At 70.0% G+C, this 15,804-nt stretch carries 11 protein-coding genes; 4 read left to right on the top strand and 7 right to left on the bottom strand.

The features are described from left to right. Nucleotides 1-9 precede the first annotated feature (9 nt). Complete coding sequence (gene paaE / locus CCR97_RS14330) at nt 10-1,128, top strand: 1,2-phenylacetyl-CoA epoxidase subunit PaaE (protein WP_201159587.1); 1,119 nt, start codon at nt 10-12, stop codon at nt 1,126-1,128. 258 nt (nt 1,129-1,386) lie between these two features. Here the strand turns inward: paaE and paaK are convergent, their stop codons facing one another. From paaK to paaG, 3 genes are all read right to left on the bottom strand, one after another. Then, nucleotides 1,387-2,718: a phenylacetate--CoA ligase PaaK gene (paaK, locus tag CCR97_RS14325; protein ID WP_111356396.1), complete on the bottom strand. Its 1,332-nt coding sequence runs from the start codon at nt 2,716-2,718 to the stop codon at nt 1,387-1,389. 95 nt (nt 2,719-2,813) lie between these two features. Then, nucleotides 2,814-3,227, bottom strand: coding sequence for a hydroxyphenylacetyl-CoA thioesterase PaaI (gene paaI / locus CCR97_RS14320; protein WP_111356397.1), 414 nt, complete (start codon nt 3,225-3,227; stop codon nt 2,814-2,816). Nucleotides 3,228-3,289: 62 nt separating this feature from the next. Next, nucleotides 3,290-4,069: a 2-(1,2-epoxy-1,2-dihydrophenyl)acetyl-CoA isomerase PaaG gene (gene paaG, locus CCR97_RS14315; RefSeq protein WP_111356387.1), complete on the bottom strand. Its 780-nt coding sequence runs from the start codon at nt 4,067-4,069 to the stop codon at nt 3,290-3,292. A gap of 164 nt (nt 4,070-4,233) precedes the next feature. Here paaG and paaZ point away from each other — a divergent pair, with 164 nt between their 5' ends. Next, on the top strand, nt 4,234-6,342 hold the full coding sequence (gene paaZ, locus CCR97_RS14310) for a phenylacetic acid degradation bifunctional protein PaaZ (RefSeq protein WP_111356388.1): 2,109 nt from the start codon (nt 4,234-4,236) through the stop codon (nt 6,340-6,342). 154 nt (nt 6,343-6,496) lie between these two features. Here paaZ and CCR97_RS14305 read toward each other — a convergent pair whose 3' ends face one another. The 4 genes from CCR97_RS14305 to CCR97_RS14290 form a co-directional block, all read right to left on the bottom strand. Further along, nucleotides 6,497-8,986 carry a TonB-dependent siderophore receptor gene (locus tag CCR97_RS14305; protein WP_146618689.1) on the bottom strand — a complete coding sequence of 830 codons (2,490 nt, stop codon included), beginning with the start codon at nt 8,984-8,986 and terminating at the stop codon, nt 6,497-6,499. Between the two features lie 113 nt (nt 8,987-9,099). After that, a complete protein-coding gene (locus CCR97_RS14300; RefSeq protein WP_111356390.1) occupies nt 9,100-10,050 on the bottom strand; it encodes a FecR family protein in 951 nt (316 codons plus the stop codon). Between the two features lie 91 nt (nt 10,051-10,141). After that, nucleotides 10,142-10,645, bottom strand: a complete 504-nt coding sequence (locus CCR97_RS14295; protein ID WP_111356391.1) for an RNA polymerase sigma factor — start codon at nt 10,643-10,645, stop codon at nt 10,142-10,144. 302 nt (nt 10,646-10,947) lie between these two features. Continuing rightward, the gene (locus CCR97_RS14290) at nt 10,948-13,101 is read right to left on the bottom strand and encodes an alpha,alpha-trehalose-phosphate synthase (UDP-forming) (protein WP_111356398.1); all 2,154 of its coding nucleotides are present in this window, start codon (nt 13,099-13,101) and stop codon (nt 10,948-10,950) included. Nucleotides 13,102-13,434: 333 nt separating this feature from the next. On the opposite strand from CCR97_RS14290, the gene CCR97_RS14285 reads away from it, so the two are divergent. Together CCR97_RS14285 and CCR97_RS14280 are read left to right on the top strand one after the other, a co-directional pair. Then, complete coding sequence (locus tag CCR97_RS14285; RefSeq protein ID WP_111356393.1) at nt 13,435-14,397, top strand: diacylglycerol/lipid kinase family protein; 963 nt, start codon at nt 13,435-13,437, stop codon at nt 14,395-14,397. A gap of 171 nt (nt 14,398-14,568) precedes the next feature. Next, nucleotides 14,569-15,645, top strand: a complete 1,077-nt coding sequence (locus tag CCR97_RS14280) for a DUF2778 domain-containing protein (protein WP_338049082.1) — start codon at nt 14,569-14,571, stop codon at nt 15,643-15,645. Nucleotides 15,646-15,804: the final 159 nt, after the last annotated feature.

The raw sequence follows: 15,804 nt of genomic DNA, 5'->3' as shown, positions 1-15,804 counted from the left end.
GGGTCGGGGGTGGGGGGCAGCTGCGCCGGAGACAATTCTCGGACCGCAGTCGGAGTCGTCCCCCGCTTCCATGCGCTGACCGTCGCCGAGGTGCGGCGGGAGACGCCGGACGCCGTGTCGGTCGCCTTCGCGGTGCCGGCGCATCTCGTCGCCGACTATCGGTTCGAGCCCGGTCAGTATCTGACACTGCGCACCACGATCGACGGCGAGGAGGTGCGGCGCTCCTACTCGATCTGCGCCGGACCCGACGACGGCGAGCTGCGGGTCGCGGTGAAACGGGTGCCGAACGGCGTCTTCTCCGCCTGGATCGCCGACAGCCTGAAGCCCGGCGACACGCTCGACGTGATGACGCCGACCGGCCGCTTCGGCCTGTCGCATGTTCCGGGAAATGGCCGCGTGCACGTCGCCTTCGCGGCGGGCTCCGGCATCACGCCGGTGATCTCGATTCTGCGCGGCGTGCTGGCGCGCGAGCCCGACAGCCGCTTCTTCCTGTTCTACGGCAACCGCTCGACCGCCGGCATGCTGTTCCTGGAAGAGCTCGAGGAGCTGAAGGACCGCTATCTCGGCCGGCTGTCGCTGTTCCACGTGCTGAGCCAGGAGGAGCAGGACCTCGACATCCTCAACGGAAGGCTCGACGGCGACAAGGTGCGGCGCCTGCTCGGCAGCGTGGTGCCGGCCGCCGTGATCGACCATGCCTTCGTGTGCGGCCCGACCGCGATGATCGAGGAGCTGGTTCCGACCCTGCACGGGCTCGGGATCCCGGAGGATCGCATCCATGTCGAGCGCTTCGTCTCGGCGCTCGGTGGCCATCCGCGGCCGCCCGTGCCGGTCGCGCCGGACGCGCCGCCCGCCCACATGGCGTCGCTGATCGTCGACGGCAAGCGCCGCGAGGTGCCGGTGGCCGCAGGGGAGGCGATCGTCGACGCGGCGCTGCGCGCCGGCCTCGATCTTCCCTTCGCCTGCAAGGGCGGCATGTGCTCGACCTGCCGGGCCAAGGTGGTGGAGGGCACGGTCGAGATGGCGGTGAACTACGCGTTGGAGCCGTGGGAGCTGAAGGCCGGCTACGTCCTCACCTGCCAGGCGCGCCCGACCTCGGCCACCGTGGTGATCGACTACGATCAGGTGTGATGCAGACCGACTCTTGGAAGTCAGGTCCCAAGTCACGCAGCGTCTGCGGCACCCCCCTCCCCACCCCTCCCCCACAAGGGGGGAGGGAGCAGGCTGCGGCATGCGGCGATGCCGCTGCGGCACGCATTCCAAAAAGGCTCGCCCCGACTGAAGAGATTGTCACCCACTCGATCGCAGGAGGTGCGGCTCCAGCGTTCCCTCCCCCCTTGTGGAGGAGGGACAGGGAGGGGGGTGCCGCGACTGAGGACGCCAGCCGCCTCACCCCTTCGGGCGGTTGTCGACGATGCGCTTGGCCTTGCCGACCACGGTGCGCTCGACGCCGCCGGGCGGATGCAGCACCAGGCGCGTCGTCACGCCGATCAGGTTCTTGATGTGGCGCACCAGCTCCTTCTCGTGCGCCGCGCGATCGACCGCCTCGGCGCGGTCCTCGCGCACCTCGGCATGCACCGTCATCTCGTCGAGCCGACCTTCGCGGGTCAGCTCGATCTGATAGTGGCCGGAGCAGAAGTCGGTGGCGAGCAGGATCTCCTCGATCTGGGTCGGGAAGACGTTGACGCCGCGCAGGTTGATCATGTCGTCGGAGCGGCCCGTCACCTTTTCCATGCGGCGCATGCCGGGCCGCGCCGTGCCGGGCATCAGCCGCGTCAGGTCGCGGGTCCGGTAGCGGACGATCGGGAACGCCTCCTTGGTGAGCGACGTGAACACCAGCTCGCCCTTCTCGCCGTCCGGCAGCACCTCGCCCGTGACGGGATCGATGATCTCCGGATAGAAGTGATCCTCCCAGATGTGGAGGCCGTCCTTGGTCTCCACGCACTCCTGGGCGACGCCGGGGCCGATCACCTCGGACAGCCCGTAGATGTCGGTCGCGTCGAGCCCGAACGCCTTCTCGATCTCCTCGCGCATCGCGTTGGTCCAGGGCTCGGCGCCGAAGATGCCGAACTTCAACGACGAGGCGCGCGGATCGAGACCGGCCTTGGCGAAGCCGTCCAGGATCGTCAGCATGTAGCTCGGCGTCACCATGATGGCGTCGGGCTGAAAATCGTGGATCAGCTGCACCTGCCGCTCGGTCATGCCGCCCGACATCGGGATGACGGTGCAGCCGAGCCGCTCGGCGCCGTAATGCGCGCCGAGGCCACCCGTGAACAGGCCGTAGCCGTAGGCGACGTGCACCATCATGCCGGGGCGCACGCCGGCGGCGCGGATCGAGCGCGCCATCACATCGGCCCACATGTCGACGTCGGCCTGGGTGTAGCCGACCACGATCGGCTTTCCCGTCGTGCCGGACGACCCGTGAATGCGCGCGAGCTTTTCACGCGGCACGGCGAACAGACCGAACGGATAGTTGTCGCGCAGGTCCGTCTTCATCGTGAAGGGAAACTTGGCGAGATCGGACAGATCGCGGAAATCCGACGGGTGGAGGCCGGCCTCCTCGAACTTCCTGCGATAGAACGGCACGTTCTCGTAGGCGTGGCGGAGCGACCAGGCGAGGCGCTCGCGCTGCAGCGACTGGATGGCGTCGCGCGAGGCGCGCTCGGCGGCGTCGAGGCCGTCGACGATGGTGCGGCCGAAAGCGGCAACCGGGGGAGCCATGGTCATCGTTCCTCCACTGGTGTTTGTTTGTTGACATGTCGTCGTCCGATCACGACGCGGCGCGGCTCGGCGTGATCGGGGCCTCTCGGGTCCTCTCAGGCCGAGGGCGCCTCGGCCGCCGCCTCGCCGCCGTCGATGAACGATCCGCCGATGGTGCGAGAATGGCCGCGGAACTCGGCGATCACGACGCCGTCGGACGAGACGCGCACGTCGTAGATGCCGTTGCGGCCGGCGCGCGACACCTCGCGCGCTTCGGCGATGAGCCGGCCACCGCGCCGCCCCGGGCGGATGAACGTGATGCTGCATTGGGCCGCGACGGTGACGAGGCCATAAGAGTTGCAGGCGTACGCGAACGCCGTGTCGGCGAGCGCGAAGATGTAGCCGCCATGCGCCGTGTCGTGGCCGTTCACCATCGTATCCCTCACGCTCATCGCGAGCGTCGCCGTGCCCGGCCCGACGGCGAGAATCTCGATGCCGAGATTCTGGCAGGCCGCGTCGCCGGCCCACATGGTGTCGGCGGCGCGCCGCGCCGTCTCCTCGGCGGTGCGGGTCACGGGAACCACGGCGGCGGTCACGACGACCTCCCGGTGAAGTTCGGCGTGCGCTTGTCGAGGAAGGCACGCACGCCTTCGGCATAGTCGGGCGTGCTGCCGGCCTTGCGCTGCAGGTCGCGCTCGAGGTCGAGCTGCGCGTCGAGATCGTTGGTCGCCGAGGCCGCGAAGGCCTGCTTGGTGAGCGCGAGCCCGACGGTCGGCTGGGTGGCGAGATGCGCGACGAGCTTTTCGGCTTCTGCCGCGAGCGCGTCGTCCTCGAAGACTTTCCAGATCAGGCCCCAGGCTTCGGCCTTCTCGGCCGGCAGCGGCTCGGCGAGCATCGCCAGCGCGCGGGCGCGGGCCTCGCCGATCAGCCGCGGCAGGAAGAAGGTGCCGCCGGAGTCCGGCACCAGACCGATCTTGGAAAACGCCTGGATGAACTTCGCCGAACGCGCCGCGAGCACGATGTCGCAGGCGAGCGCGATATTGGCGCCGGCACCGGCCGCGACGCCGTTGACGGCGCAGACGACGGGCTTGTTCAGCGCGCGGATGCGCCGCACCAGCGGATTGTAGAAGGCGTCGATGGTGGCGCCGAGATCCGCCGGGCCGACACGATCGGAGAGATCCTGGCCGGCGCAGAAGCCGCGGCCGGCACCGGTGAGCAGCACGGCGCGGCACGCCTCGTCGGCGCCCGCCGCGTCGAACGCGGCGGCGAGACGCTTGTGCATCTCCTCGTTGAAGGAGTTCAGACGGTCGGGCCGGTTGAGCACGAGCCGCACCCATCCGTCGCGTCGATCGACGAGAACCGAAGGCTCCACGAGAGTCTCCCTTGTCGGGCTCTGGCGGCCCTTGAATTAACCGATCGATCGGTTAATCTTTCGAGCCAAGATAGCGCACGGGGCGCCGGTGTCAACGTTCCGCAAGGGCGTACCGGAGCGTCCCGAACGAGACAACGCCGCAGCCCGGCAGGAGGACGCCCGCCATGACCGCAACGACAGCCGCACCGACACCCGCACCGACTCTCGCGACGACACCGGCGACCCTGCAGAGCTTCGTTCAGGACCGCTGGGTGACGCCCACGCACGGCCTCGCCGAGATCAGGAGCGCGATCGACGGCCGCGTCGTGGCCTATGCCTCGAGCGACGGCGTCGATTTTTCCGCCGCGGTGCGGCATGCGCGCACGGTCGGCGGGCCGGCGCTGCGGGCGCTGACCTTTCACGAGCGGGCCGATCGGCTCAAGGCGCTGGCGACGTTTCTGTCGGAGCGCAAGGAGCAGCTCTACGCGCTCTCGGCCGACACCGGCGCGACCAAGCGCGACAACTTCTTCGACATCGACGGCGGCATCGGCACGCTGTTCGCCTATGCGTCGCGCGGGCGCCGCGAGCTTCCGGCCGAGCGCTTCGTGATCGAGGGCGACACCGAGGCGCTGTCCCGCGGCGGGACGTTCGTGGGTCTGCACGTGCTGACGCCGCTGAACGGCGTCGCCGTGCACATCAACGCCTTCAACTTCCCGTGCTGGGGCATGCTGGAGAAGCTCGCGCCGGCGATCCTGGCCGGCATGCCGGTGATCACCAAGCCGGCGACCGCGACCGCCTATGTGGCCGAGGCCGTGGTGCGGCTGATCGTCGAGGCGAACCTGCTGCCGAAGGGCGCGCTGCAGCTCGTCTGCGGCTCCGCCGGCGACCTGCTCGACCATCTCGGCGGCCAGGACGTCGTCTCCTTCACGGGCTCGGCCGACACCTCGGATCGCCTGCGCAACCATCCGGTGATCGGCCGCAACGCGGTGCGCTTCATCGCCGAGCGGGATTCGCTCAACGCCGCCGTGCTCGGGCCGGACGCCGTGCCGGGCACGCCGGAGCTCGACCTGTTCGTGAAGGAGGTCGTCCGCGAGATGACCGTGAAGGCCGGGCAGAAGTGCACGGCGATCCGCCGCGTATTGGTGCCGCGTGCGCTCGCCGCGCCGGTCACCGAGGCGATCAAGGCGCAGCTGGACAAGATCACGGTCGGCGACCCGCGGCGCGAGGAGGTGCGTATGGGGCCGCTCGCCTCGCTGTCCCAGCGCGCCGCGGTGCGGGAGGCGGTCGCCGACCTGATCGCCGAGGCCGAGATCATCGCCGGCGATCCGCTCGTCGCGGCGCCGATCGGCGGCGACATGGCGACCGGGGCCTTCATGGCGCCGGTGCTGCTCGCCTGTGCGGATCCGCTCGCGGCACGGCGGGTCCACACCATCGAGCCGTTCGGGCCGGTCGCGACCGTGATGCCCTACGACACGCTCGACGACGCGGTGGCGATCGTCGCCAAGGGCGAGGGCAGCCTGGTCGCCTCGGTGTTCACACACGACGATCAGGTCGCCGATGCGCTGGTGTTCGGGCTCGCGCCGTTCCACGGCCGCGTGCTGATCGTCGACCGCGACTGCGCCAAGGAATCGACCGGCCACGGCTCGCCCTTGCCCGGCCTCGTGCACGGCGGACCGGGGCGCGCCGGCGGCGGCGAGGAGATGGGCGGTCTTCGCGGGGTCTTCCACTACATGCAGCGCACCGCCTTGCAGGGCTCTCCGGCCCGCCTCGCGGCGCTGACGCGGCGCTGGCTGAAGGGCGCGCCGGCGCCGGTGGCCGAGGTGCATCCATTCCGGCGTGATTACGACGCGCTGACGATCGGCGATTCCGTCGAGACGGATTCGCGAAGAATCACGATCGCCGACATCGAGCACTTCGCCGACTTCACGGGCGACGCCTTCTATGCCCACATGGACGAGGCCGCCGCCAAGGCGAACCCGTTCTTCCCCGGCCGCGTCGCCCACGGCTATCTGATTCTGTCGTTCGCGGCGGGTCTGTTCGTCGATCCGGCGCCCGGTCCGTTGCTGGCGAACTACGGCCTCGACAATCTGCGCTTCCTGAAGCCGGTGTCGCCCGGCGACGCCATCAAGGTGCGGCTCACCGTCAAGGAGAAGCGGCCCGCCCGAAAGCCCGAATACGGCGAGGTGCGCTGGGACGTCGAGGTGTTCAATCAGGACGGCGAGACGGTCGCGCGCTACGATCTCCTGACGATGAGCGCGCGGCGCGACCCGGCGAGCAGCGCGGCGGCGGCGTAGCGGCGGTACTCCTGACTCGATCCGTCACCCTGAGGTGCCGCGCGCAGCGCGGCCTCGAAGGGCGACGGCCGCGTCGTGGCCGTATCCTTCGAGGCCCGGCTTCGCCGGGCACCTCAGGATGACGGAGAGGGGCGGTGTCGCAGGGCGCGACCCCTCACCACTTGTAGCTCAAGGTGCCGATCACGCTGCGGCGATTGCCGTAGAAGACCGTGTTCGAGTAGAAGCCCGGCGTGAAATAGGTCTCGTCGGTGAGGTTGGTGCCGGTGATCGACGCCGTCACGCCCTTCAGCTCGGCGAAGCGGGCGCCGAGATCCCAGGACACCGAGGCGTCGAGCAGCGTGTAGCCGGGCACCTCGACCTGGGTGCGGGTCGCCGTGTCCACCGGTGCCATCGAGGCGCCGATGTAGCGCACGCCGGCGCCGACCTTGACGCCCTGCAGGGCCGGCTCCTGGAACCGGTAGTCGAGCCACAGCGACGCTTTGTGATACGGCACCGCGGCCTGGCGCAGGCCGACCTTGCTGAAGCCGCCGACCGTCTCGGGATTGTCCTTGGTGACGCGCGCGTCCGTGTAGGAGTAGCCGGCGACGACGTTGAAGCCCTTCAACGGCTCGATCTTGCCCTCCAGCTCGAAGCCGCGCGAGCGCACCTCGCCGTCCTGGACCGAATAGAACAGATGGTTCGGGTCGGCCGTCGTCACGTTCTGCTGGGTGATCTGGAACACCGAGGCCGTGATCATGCCGTTGATGCCGACCGGCTGATACTTGACGCCGGCCTCGTATTGCTCGCCCGTCGTCGGCTTGAACGGGCTGCCGTAGAAATCGGTGCCGACCACCGGGTTGAACGAGGTCGAATAGCTCACATAGGGCGCGACGCCGTTGTCGAACAGATAGCCGAGCCCGGCGCGGCCCGTGAAGGCGCTGGCCTCCGTCTTGGTCGTGGTGTCGGAGAGGCGATTGAGCGTCTCGCTGTTCACGGCGTCGTGGCGACCGCCGAGCGAGACGATCCAGCGATCGAGCTTGATCTGGTCCTGGGCGTAGAAGCCGAGCTGATGAAACGCCTGCGACTCGTTCACCCAGGGCGTTCCGAGCGTCAGGCCGGAGGCGTCGTAGACCGGATTGAAGATGTCGATGGTGACGAAGTTGGTCGAGTTGGTGCGCGTCTCGTGATAACGATAATAGTTGTAGTCGATACCGAACAGCACCTTGTGGACGAACGGCCCGGTGGCGAATTCGCCCTTCATGGTGTTGTCGACCAGCACGGCGTCGGAGTCCTTCGGCCGCACCTGCACGCCGATATTGGCGTAGCGGTTGTTGACCAGCGCGGGTGGCCAGTCCCAGATCCAGCCCGAGACGTAGTCGACCTTCGCATGCGTGTAGCGGAAGTTCTGGGTGAACCTCCAGATGTTGTCGAAGGCGTGCTTGAACTCGTAACCGACCGAAGCGTTCTCGGTCTTCCACAGCGTCATGCCGGGCACGCCGAGGAACAGGCTCGACGGGATCTTCGGACCCTTGTCGAAGATGGTGTTGTCCATCGGCAGGCTCTGCTCGGAGCCGCCCTTCTTCGACTTCTGATAGCTCGTCAGCACCGTCAGGCTGGTCCACTGGCTCGGCGCCCAGGTCAGCGCCGGCGCGACATAGATGCGATCGTCGGGCGCGTAATCGATCTGGGTGCCGCTGTCGCGCCACAGCGCGGTGAAACGATAGAACAGCGTCGGATCGGTCGGCACCGGGCCCGAGAAGTCCACCGCGGTCTGCTTGCGGTCGAAGCTGCCGCCCTGCACCTGGATCTCGTTATAGGGCGTCCGGGTCGGGCGCTTCGACGTCATGTGGACGATGCCGCCCGGCGTGCCCTGCCCGTACAGCACCGAGGACGGGCCTTTCAGGACATCGATGCGTTCGATGCCGTACATCTCGACGTCGGTATCGTAGGCGTTGAAGCCGTTGCGCAGGCCGTCCCGATAGGTCGATTCCTGCTGGGTGGCACGGAAGCCGCGCAGATAGATGTCGGGCATGCCCTGACCGCCCGGATAGTCGGTGACGACGATGCCGGGCGTGTAGGCGACGGCGGAATTGAAGTCGACGACGCCGCGGTCGTCCATCTCCTGCCGGGTGACGACGTTGACGGTCTGCGGCACCTCGATGATCGGCGTGTCGGTCTTGGTGCCGACCTCGCTCTTGGTCGCGACATAGCCGTCGACGCCGGGTGTTCCGCCCTGCCCTTCCACCGTGATCGGCTCGAGCGCGACGTCGCCGGCGGCCGCGTAGGCGCCGCCGGGACCGAGCGGCAGCGCGACCGACGCGGTCCGAGGGGCCGGGAAGGAATGCACGAGGCCGGTGCCGGCGAGCAGGTGCTCGAGCGCCTGGTCGGGCGTCGCGCGGCCGGCGAAGCCGGGCGACACCTTGCCGGCCGTGACGGCGGCGAGCGCGGTGACCTGCAGGCCGGACTGCCGGCCGAATGCGGCGAGCGCGCCGTCGAGCCGGCCCGCCGGAATCGCGAACTCCTGCTCGGCCGCCACCTGAGCCCGCACCGGTTCGGCCAGGGTCGTCGCGCAGAACGGCGCGACCGTGATCAGCAACGCCGCGATGCGGGACCTGCTCCCGCGAACGACCGATCGAACCCGCGCCTGCTTCACGTCTGCCCGCATGCCCCTGCCCCCTCGCTCGCATGAAGGAGCAGCCCACGGCCGGCACCGCGACGCGGCTCCCGAGGCTGTTACAATCGGGGCCGCGGAATTTTCTCGTCCGGGCCGAAAAATAATCAGATCGGCGACACGACCGTGAGATACGGGCCGATCTGCCGCACCCTGGCACCTGCGGGGTGAACGACGGCGGCGAGCGCCGCCACCGGATCGGCGAGGTCGAACAGACCGCTCACGCGCTGCGTGCCGATGAAGGGATCCGCCAGGATCACCCGTCCGGGAATCCAGCGGGCGATGCGCTCGACGAGCGCTCTCACGGTGGCGCGCTCGGCGACGAGACGATCGTCGCGCCAGGCGGCGATCTGGTCGGCGTCGCGCCGGCCGCGATCGACCGCCTGGGCGGCGGGATCGACGGCGATCCAGTCGCCGGCCCGCAACTGCGCGCCGGCCGCGAGGCCCGGCGCGGCGGCGCGCGCCTCGACCACGCCCTCACGCACCGAGACGGCGACCACCCCCGCATCGTCGGCGACGTCGAAGGCGGTGCCGAGCGCCGTCGCCGTGACGCCGCCGGCCGTCACCGTGAACGGCCGACGCGGGTCCGGCGCCACCTCGAAATAGGCCATGCCCTGCAGGAGCACCACGCCGCGCGACAGCGGCCGGTCGTCGAGCGCGACCGCACTGTCGGGGCCGATCGTCGCGACGCTGCCGTCCGGCAACGGCACGCGGCGCAGCTCGCCCTTGGCGGTGACGTGATCGGCCCGGCGCCGCATCACCAGATCGGGCAGCACCGACCAGCCGGCCAGCCCGCCGCCGATCGCCACCGCACCGGCCAGCAGCAGCTTGCGCCGCGTCGGGCCGCGCCGCGCCGCCTTCCGACGCCTTGTCAGCACCGTGCCGCTCGCCCCGTGCGCGCCCGACACCAGCGTCCAGACGCGCTCGTGCTCGGGGCTGCGCGCCCGCCACGCCCGCACCATCTCCAGCGCCACCGGGTTGTCGGCGTCGTTCTGCAGGCGGATCATCAAGTCGATCGCCTCGTCGAGGAGGCGGCTGTCGGGCGGCGGCTCGGGCATGATCGGGTCCGGGACGAGGCGGCCGTCGGTCGACGCCCCGCCCTCACCTGATACACCGGAACGCGCGGAATTTTCTCCCTGCCGATCGAGCTCACAAGCCGCCGGTGGCGAGGACGAGGTGGCGATAGGCTTCGTGCACCAGCGCCCAGGTGCGGGTGGTGGAGAGCCCGATCTCGCGCGCCACCTCGGCGATGGTGAGCCCGCCGATGCGGTGCAGCTCGAAGGCGCGGCGGGTGCGCTCCGGCAGCGCGTCGAGCGCCGCGGCGACGCGGGCGAGCTGGGCGCGGTCGCAGGCGATCGTCTCCGGCGTCGGGGCCGGATCGGAGATCTCGGCGACGACCGCGTCGGGCAGATCGACCAAGCCGGCGAGGCGCTCGCGACGCAGATGGTTGAGCCCGAGATTGCGCGAGACCTGATAGAGATAGGCCTTGGGATTGTGGTTCTCGGTGCCGTCGGCCGGCAGCGCGGCGAGAACGCGCAGGAACGTGTCCTGGGTGATGTCGGCTGCCGTCTCGCGGGGCAGCCCGCGCCGCATCAGCGAGCGCCGGATGCCGTCCGCGTGCCGCCGAAACAGCGTCTGGATGTCCCACGCCAAGACGAATGCCCCGTCAGAACCGCCCGGTTCGGCGGAGCCCCGCGCCCCACCCTTGACGGGCTTTAGCGGAACGCCATTTTCTCCTGCAATAGCAATGATTTAGAGAGATTCCAGAAAAGCCCGGCACCGACTTGTTGCACCAGGCGCGTAGATCACGAGGATTCCGTCTTTGATTTCAGATGGATGCGGCAGCACGGCCGGACCGTTCGGGCGTGGGGCGTGAACGGCACCGCGCCGTGCGTTTTCCGTCCGGGCGTGGCGGAATCAGCACAGGTCCTTGCCGTCGCGAGGGCGCGACGTGATCACGCCGCGCCGGCCAGGATGCGGGCGCGCTTGCGCAGGCGGGCGGCGTCGAGCAGCATCTGGGCGGCCCAACGGTAGACGTTGCGCTGGCGCACCATGTCGCGCATCAGATGCATGCGCTCGCGTTGCTCGGCCGTCGACATGCGCAGGGCCGCATCGATGGCGGACGCCATGCTGCGGGTGTCGTAGGGATTGACGATCAGCGCCTCGGACAGCTCGCGCGAGGCGCCGGCGAAGCTGGACAGCACCAGCACGCCCTGCTCGTCGTCGCGCGCCGCGACGAACTCCTTGGCGACCAGATTCATGCCGTCGTGCAGGCTCGACACGATGCACAGATCGGCGGCGCGGAAGATCTCGAACACCTCGGTCGGCTCGTGGTGGCGGATCGACAGCACGACCGGCGTGTAATCGTCGCTCCCGTGCCGCGCGTTCACCTGCTCGGCGAGCCGCACGGTCTCGGCCTGCAGCGCGCTGTAGGCGCCGAGCTTGCTGCGGGTCGGCGACGCCGCCTGCAGATAGACGAACCGCCCGCGCCATTCCGGATGGGTCCCGAGCAGATCGTCGACCGCGTGGATGCGGTCGAGCAGGCCCTTGGTGTAGTCGAAGCGCTCGACCCCGACCGCGATGTGAGCGTCCGGCGGCAGGCCGAAGCGGTCGATCACGGCGGCACGGCAGTCGGCGACCGGTGCCTGACCTTCGAGCGCGGAGGGCGGCCACTCGATCGAGATCGGATAGGCCCGCACCATGGTCTCGTGGCCGCCGAGCGTCACCGAGGCGTGCTCGCGGTCGATGCGGCTCTCCATGAAGCGGTCCGCCGCTTCCAGGAAGTTGTTGCAGTGGAAGCGCGTGTGGAAGCCGAGGATGGTGCTGCCGAGGAGCCCGTCGATGATCTCCTCGCGCCACGGGCAGATCGAGAAGGTCTCGGCGTTCGGCCACGGGATGTGCCAGAACGTGATCACGGTGGCGCGCGGCAGCCGCGCGCGGATCATCCGGGGCAGCAGGGCGAAGTGATAGTCCTGCACCAGCACGATCGGGTCGTCGCGATCGGCCTCCTGCACGACGGCGTCGGCGAAGCGTTCGTTGACGGCCTTGTACCGGCGCCAGTCCTCCTCGCGAAAGATCGGGCGCACGAAGGAGATGTGGCAGAGCGGCCAGAGGCCCTCGTTGGCGAGGCCGTAGTAATAGCCGTCCTGCTCCTCGTCGGAGAGCCAGACGCGGCGCAGCATGTAGGTCGGGTCGCCGGGCGGCACCGGCACGCGGTCGTTCCGATCGACGGTGTCGCGGTCGGCCGAGCCGCTGCCGTGGGCGATCCAGGTGCCGCCGCAGGCGCGCATCACCGGCTCCAGCGCCGAGACGAGACCGCTCGCCGGTCGCTGCAGCGCGATGGCGCCGTCGACGCGGTTGTGGATGTAGGGCTCGCGGTTGGAGACGACCAGCACCTCGGCCCCCGGCAGCTCCTCCATCAAGAGGCGATGCAGCGTCTTGGGCGACCACTCGACATGGATGCCCTCCGCATAGGTGCGCTCGACCCGCAGCTCCTCCAGCAGGCCGTGCAGCTCGCGTCCGAGCGGCGAGTCGCCGGAAGGCGCGGCGTCGAGCACGCCGCCGGTGCGCATGTCGGCGACCATGGTGCGGACCGAGCGGACCCAGCTGCGCTGCAGCGCCAGCACCATGGCGAGTGCCAAGAGGCCGAGCCCGGCGGCGACGCCGATCACCGAGAGCATCGTGTAGAAGCGCGCATCGCGAGCGCGCTCGTCGGCGAAAGCGAGATCGTGCAGCAGCAGGAGATGGCCCGTCACCGGCCCGGCCGCGATCGGGAAGACGCTCACATGGATGCGGCGTCCCTGGTCCGTCACGGTGGCGAACGAGTCGGTACGGTCGCGCTTCAGGCTGGCGCAGGAGATCGCCTTCGGCCACTGCTTGGTCGCGTAGCGCAACGTACCGGCCTCGGTGCAGAAGCCGAGCCCGAGAATCCGCTCGTCCTCCGACAGGCGCTCGAAGAACGGCGCGAGGTCGAAGCCCGGCGGCGCGACGAGGCCCGCCGCGACCTGATCACGAATGGAGCGGAAGACGAGACGCGAGCGCAGCTCGACATCGCGGCGCGACCAGCCTTCGACCATGGCGGAGCCGAGCGGCGCCAGCGCGATCACCATGACGGCGGCGGCGGCGACGCCGAGCGCGACGTAGCGCAATGTCGGGCTGCGCAACCAGGCGGGTGACGACTTCAGCTTCGTCGGTGCCTCGTCCGTCACGCCAATCCCTCCTTCGCCGATTCCAACCGCGCCGTCGTCGCGGGTCGATCTCCGTCGCGTGGGCGCCCCGTCGCCCGTCTGCTCCCCTTGTCGACCAATTCGGCGACCGTGTCGACCCTGCCGGCCTGGCCGCGCCTCGTGGCGGGACCCCACGGATCACCGACGACGGAACGCAACACCTTCTCGCGCATTGCGTTCCGGCATCTCACGTCGATGAACATGCGGTGACGATCCATGACCGACGCGACGGCCGTCCAGCACGCCGAAGTCGAATCACATGCGGCGGAAATGCCGCGCGTCCCGCGCCGGGTCGTGCTGATCGTGAACGCGCGCTCGCGGCGCGGACAGCGTCAGTTCGATGCGGTGCAGCGGCTGCTCGGCGAGCACGGGTTCCTGATCACGGCGGCGCACGCAGTCTCGGATCCGGCGCGGCTCGGCGGCCTCGCCGCGGCGGCCGCGGCGCAGACCGATCATCTCGTCGTGGTCGGCGGCGGCGACGGCACGATCAGCACGATGGTCGGCGCGTTCGCGGCGTCCGACGGACGGGCCCGACCGGTGCTCGGCCTGCTGCCGCTCGGCACCGCCAACAGCTTCGCCAAAGCGGTGGGGCTGCCGCTGGAGCTGGAGCGCGCCGTCGAGGTGCTGCGCGACGGAATCCCGACCGACATCGATCTCGGCCGGCTCGACGAGCGCTGGTTCGCCAACGCAGTCGCGATCGGTCTGCCGGCCGACATTGCGCGCGGATCGGCTCACCTGGCGAAGCGGTGGGCCGGCCGCATCGCCTACCTGTTCGTCGCCGCCACCCGGCTGACGCGCCACCGTCCGTTCCGCTGCACCGTCATGCACGACGGCGGTACCACCGTAGTCGAGGCGCTCGACGTCCGGGTCGCCAATGGCGGCTGGCAGGGCGGTGTCCTGGTCGCGCCTGAGGCGGGCGTCGAGACCGGCGATCTCCTGATCCGGGTGATCCGGGGGCCGGCCCGTGGCGCCCTGCCGCGGACCTGGTGGCGGGCGCTGCGCGGGGCGCCGCCGGCGCCGGGCGACGTCGTGACGCTGCGGACCCGCGCCGCCACGATCGCGACCGACCGGCCGCGACCCGTTTCTGTGGATGGCGAGGTCGTCGCCGAGACGCCGATCCGGGTGGCGGTCGCCCCCGGCGCGTTGCGAATTCTGCTGCCGCGCGCACGACATGGTTAAGGCCGGGTAAATTCCGCCACCACCCTGGCGTGCGGGAGCCATGCGGTATCGCAGGGCGGCCGAACCATTGTTGCCGTAATCGGAGCGCTTGCTAGTATTGCGTCGGGGGACGTGCGTCGCGGGGGCAACCCGCAGCGGCGCGACACACGGGTGGGGAATCCTTTGATTCGAGTGGGTGTCCGCTCGATCCCGTTCGGGATCGCGATCGTCGCGCTGGGATTCGTGCTCAAGTCGCCGGGCACGCATGCCGGGCCGTCCGACATCGGGCTGCTCACAGAACGCACGACTCTCTCGGTTTTCGGCACCATTCATCCGGCCCTGATCCGGCTTCCGAGCCCGACCGCGCAGGCGCCGCTCTCCGGCATCCGCCTCGCCAGCCTCGATCCCGAGTTCGCCGCCGGCTCCCTGATGGAGGACGACGACCTCGTCGCCGCGCTCGGCGAGCGCCGCCGCGGCGCCTCCTTCGACGAGCGCTTCGCCGCCTTCGATCCCACCGATTCGTTCGAGACCCGCTTCGGCGGCCCGCGCCCGGCCGCCGCCGCCGGCCTTCGGCTCGCGAGCGCCGGCAGCGTGCCGGTCACGCTCGGCCGCCCGGCCCAGACCGCCACGGCCCGCCCGATGGGCCGTCTCCAGGAGGCCGCCGCCCCGACCGGGGCCGCACCGACCGGCGCCGACGAGCCCCGCCGCCGCGTCCGCCCCGGCCAGCAGCCGAAGCTCGCGGCGCTGTCGCCGAACGCCCTGCCCTCGCTCGCCGAGGACGGCAAGACCGCGATCTACGACATCACCGCCAAGACCGTGTACATGCCGAACGGCAAGCGACTCGAGGCGCATTCCGGGCTCGGCCCGAAGATGGACGATCCGCGCCACGTGAACGTGCGCATGCACGGCGCGACGCCGCCCAACGTCTACCGCCTGACCATGCGCGAGAGCCTGTTCCACGGCGTGCGCGCGCTGCGGATGACGCCGGTCGACCAGAGCAAGATGTACGGCCGCGCCGGCATCCTGGCGCATTCCTACATGCTCGGCCCGAGCGGCCAGTCGAACGGCTGCGTGTCGTTCAAGGACTACCAGGCGTTCCTCGACGCCTATCTACGCGGCGAGGTGAACAAGATCGTCGTGGTCGAGCGGCTCGACTCGGCGCCCGGCGCCACCCAGGTCGCGTCGTCGAACTGGCTCTCCGACACGCTCGGCAAGCTCTTCAAGAGCGACAGCAGCACCGACCAGTACGCCGAAGCCGGCGCCAACTGAGGCGTTCGCCTTCGATCGTGGCGACCCGACCCGAGCCGCGTCCGGACCGGACGGCTGCGCGCTACGACACGTGATTTTCCACGAGAGCCTGTCGTGCCGGCGGCGGCCGGTCACCGGTGGCCAGCCCCTTGCCGGTGGGAGCCGGCCGTGGCCGGCCTT

This window comes from Rhodoplanes elegans, assembly GCF_016653355.1.
In the GTDB taxonomy this organism is placed as follows: Bacteria; Pseudomonadota; Alphaproteobacteria; order Rhizobiales; family Xanthobacteraceae; genus Rhodoplanes; species Rhodoplanes elegans.
Note: the sequence above shows the minus strand (reverse complement) of the source record. Positions and strands in the feature narration are given on the sequence as shown.

Excerpts from the sequence above, each read along its gene's own strand:
- CCR97_RS14300 (WP_111356390.1), bottom strand. The coding sequence starts at position 10,050 with ATGCCCGAGCCGCCGCCCGACAGCCGCCTCCTCGACGAGGCGATCGAC.
- CCR97_RS14305 (WP_146618689.1), bottom strand. The coding sequence starts at position 8,986 with ATGCGGGCAGACGTGAAGCAGGCGCGGGTTCGATCGGTCGTTCGCGGG.
- paaZ (WP_111356388.1), top strand. The coding sequence starts at position 4,234 with ATGACCGCAACGACAGCCGCACCGACACCCGCACCGACTCTCGCGACG.
- CCR97_RS14290 (WP_111356398.1), bottom strand. The coding sequence starts at position 13,101 with ATGGTGATCGCGCTGGCGCCGCTCGGCTCCGCCATGGTCGAAGGCTGG.
- paaK (WP_111356396.1), bottom strand. The coding sequence starts at position 2,718 with ATGGCTCCCCCGGTTGCCGCTTTCGGCCGCACCATCGTCGACGGCCTC.
- paaI (WP_111356397.1), bottom strand. The coding sequence starts at position 3,227 with ATGTGGGCCGGCGACGCGGCCTGCCAGAATCTCGGCATCGAGATTCTC.
- CCR97_RS14285 (WP_111356393.1), top strand. The coding sequence starts at position 13,435 with ATGACCGACGCGACGGCCGTCCAGCACGCCGAAGTCGAATCACATGCG.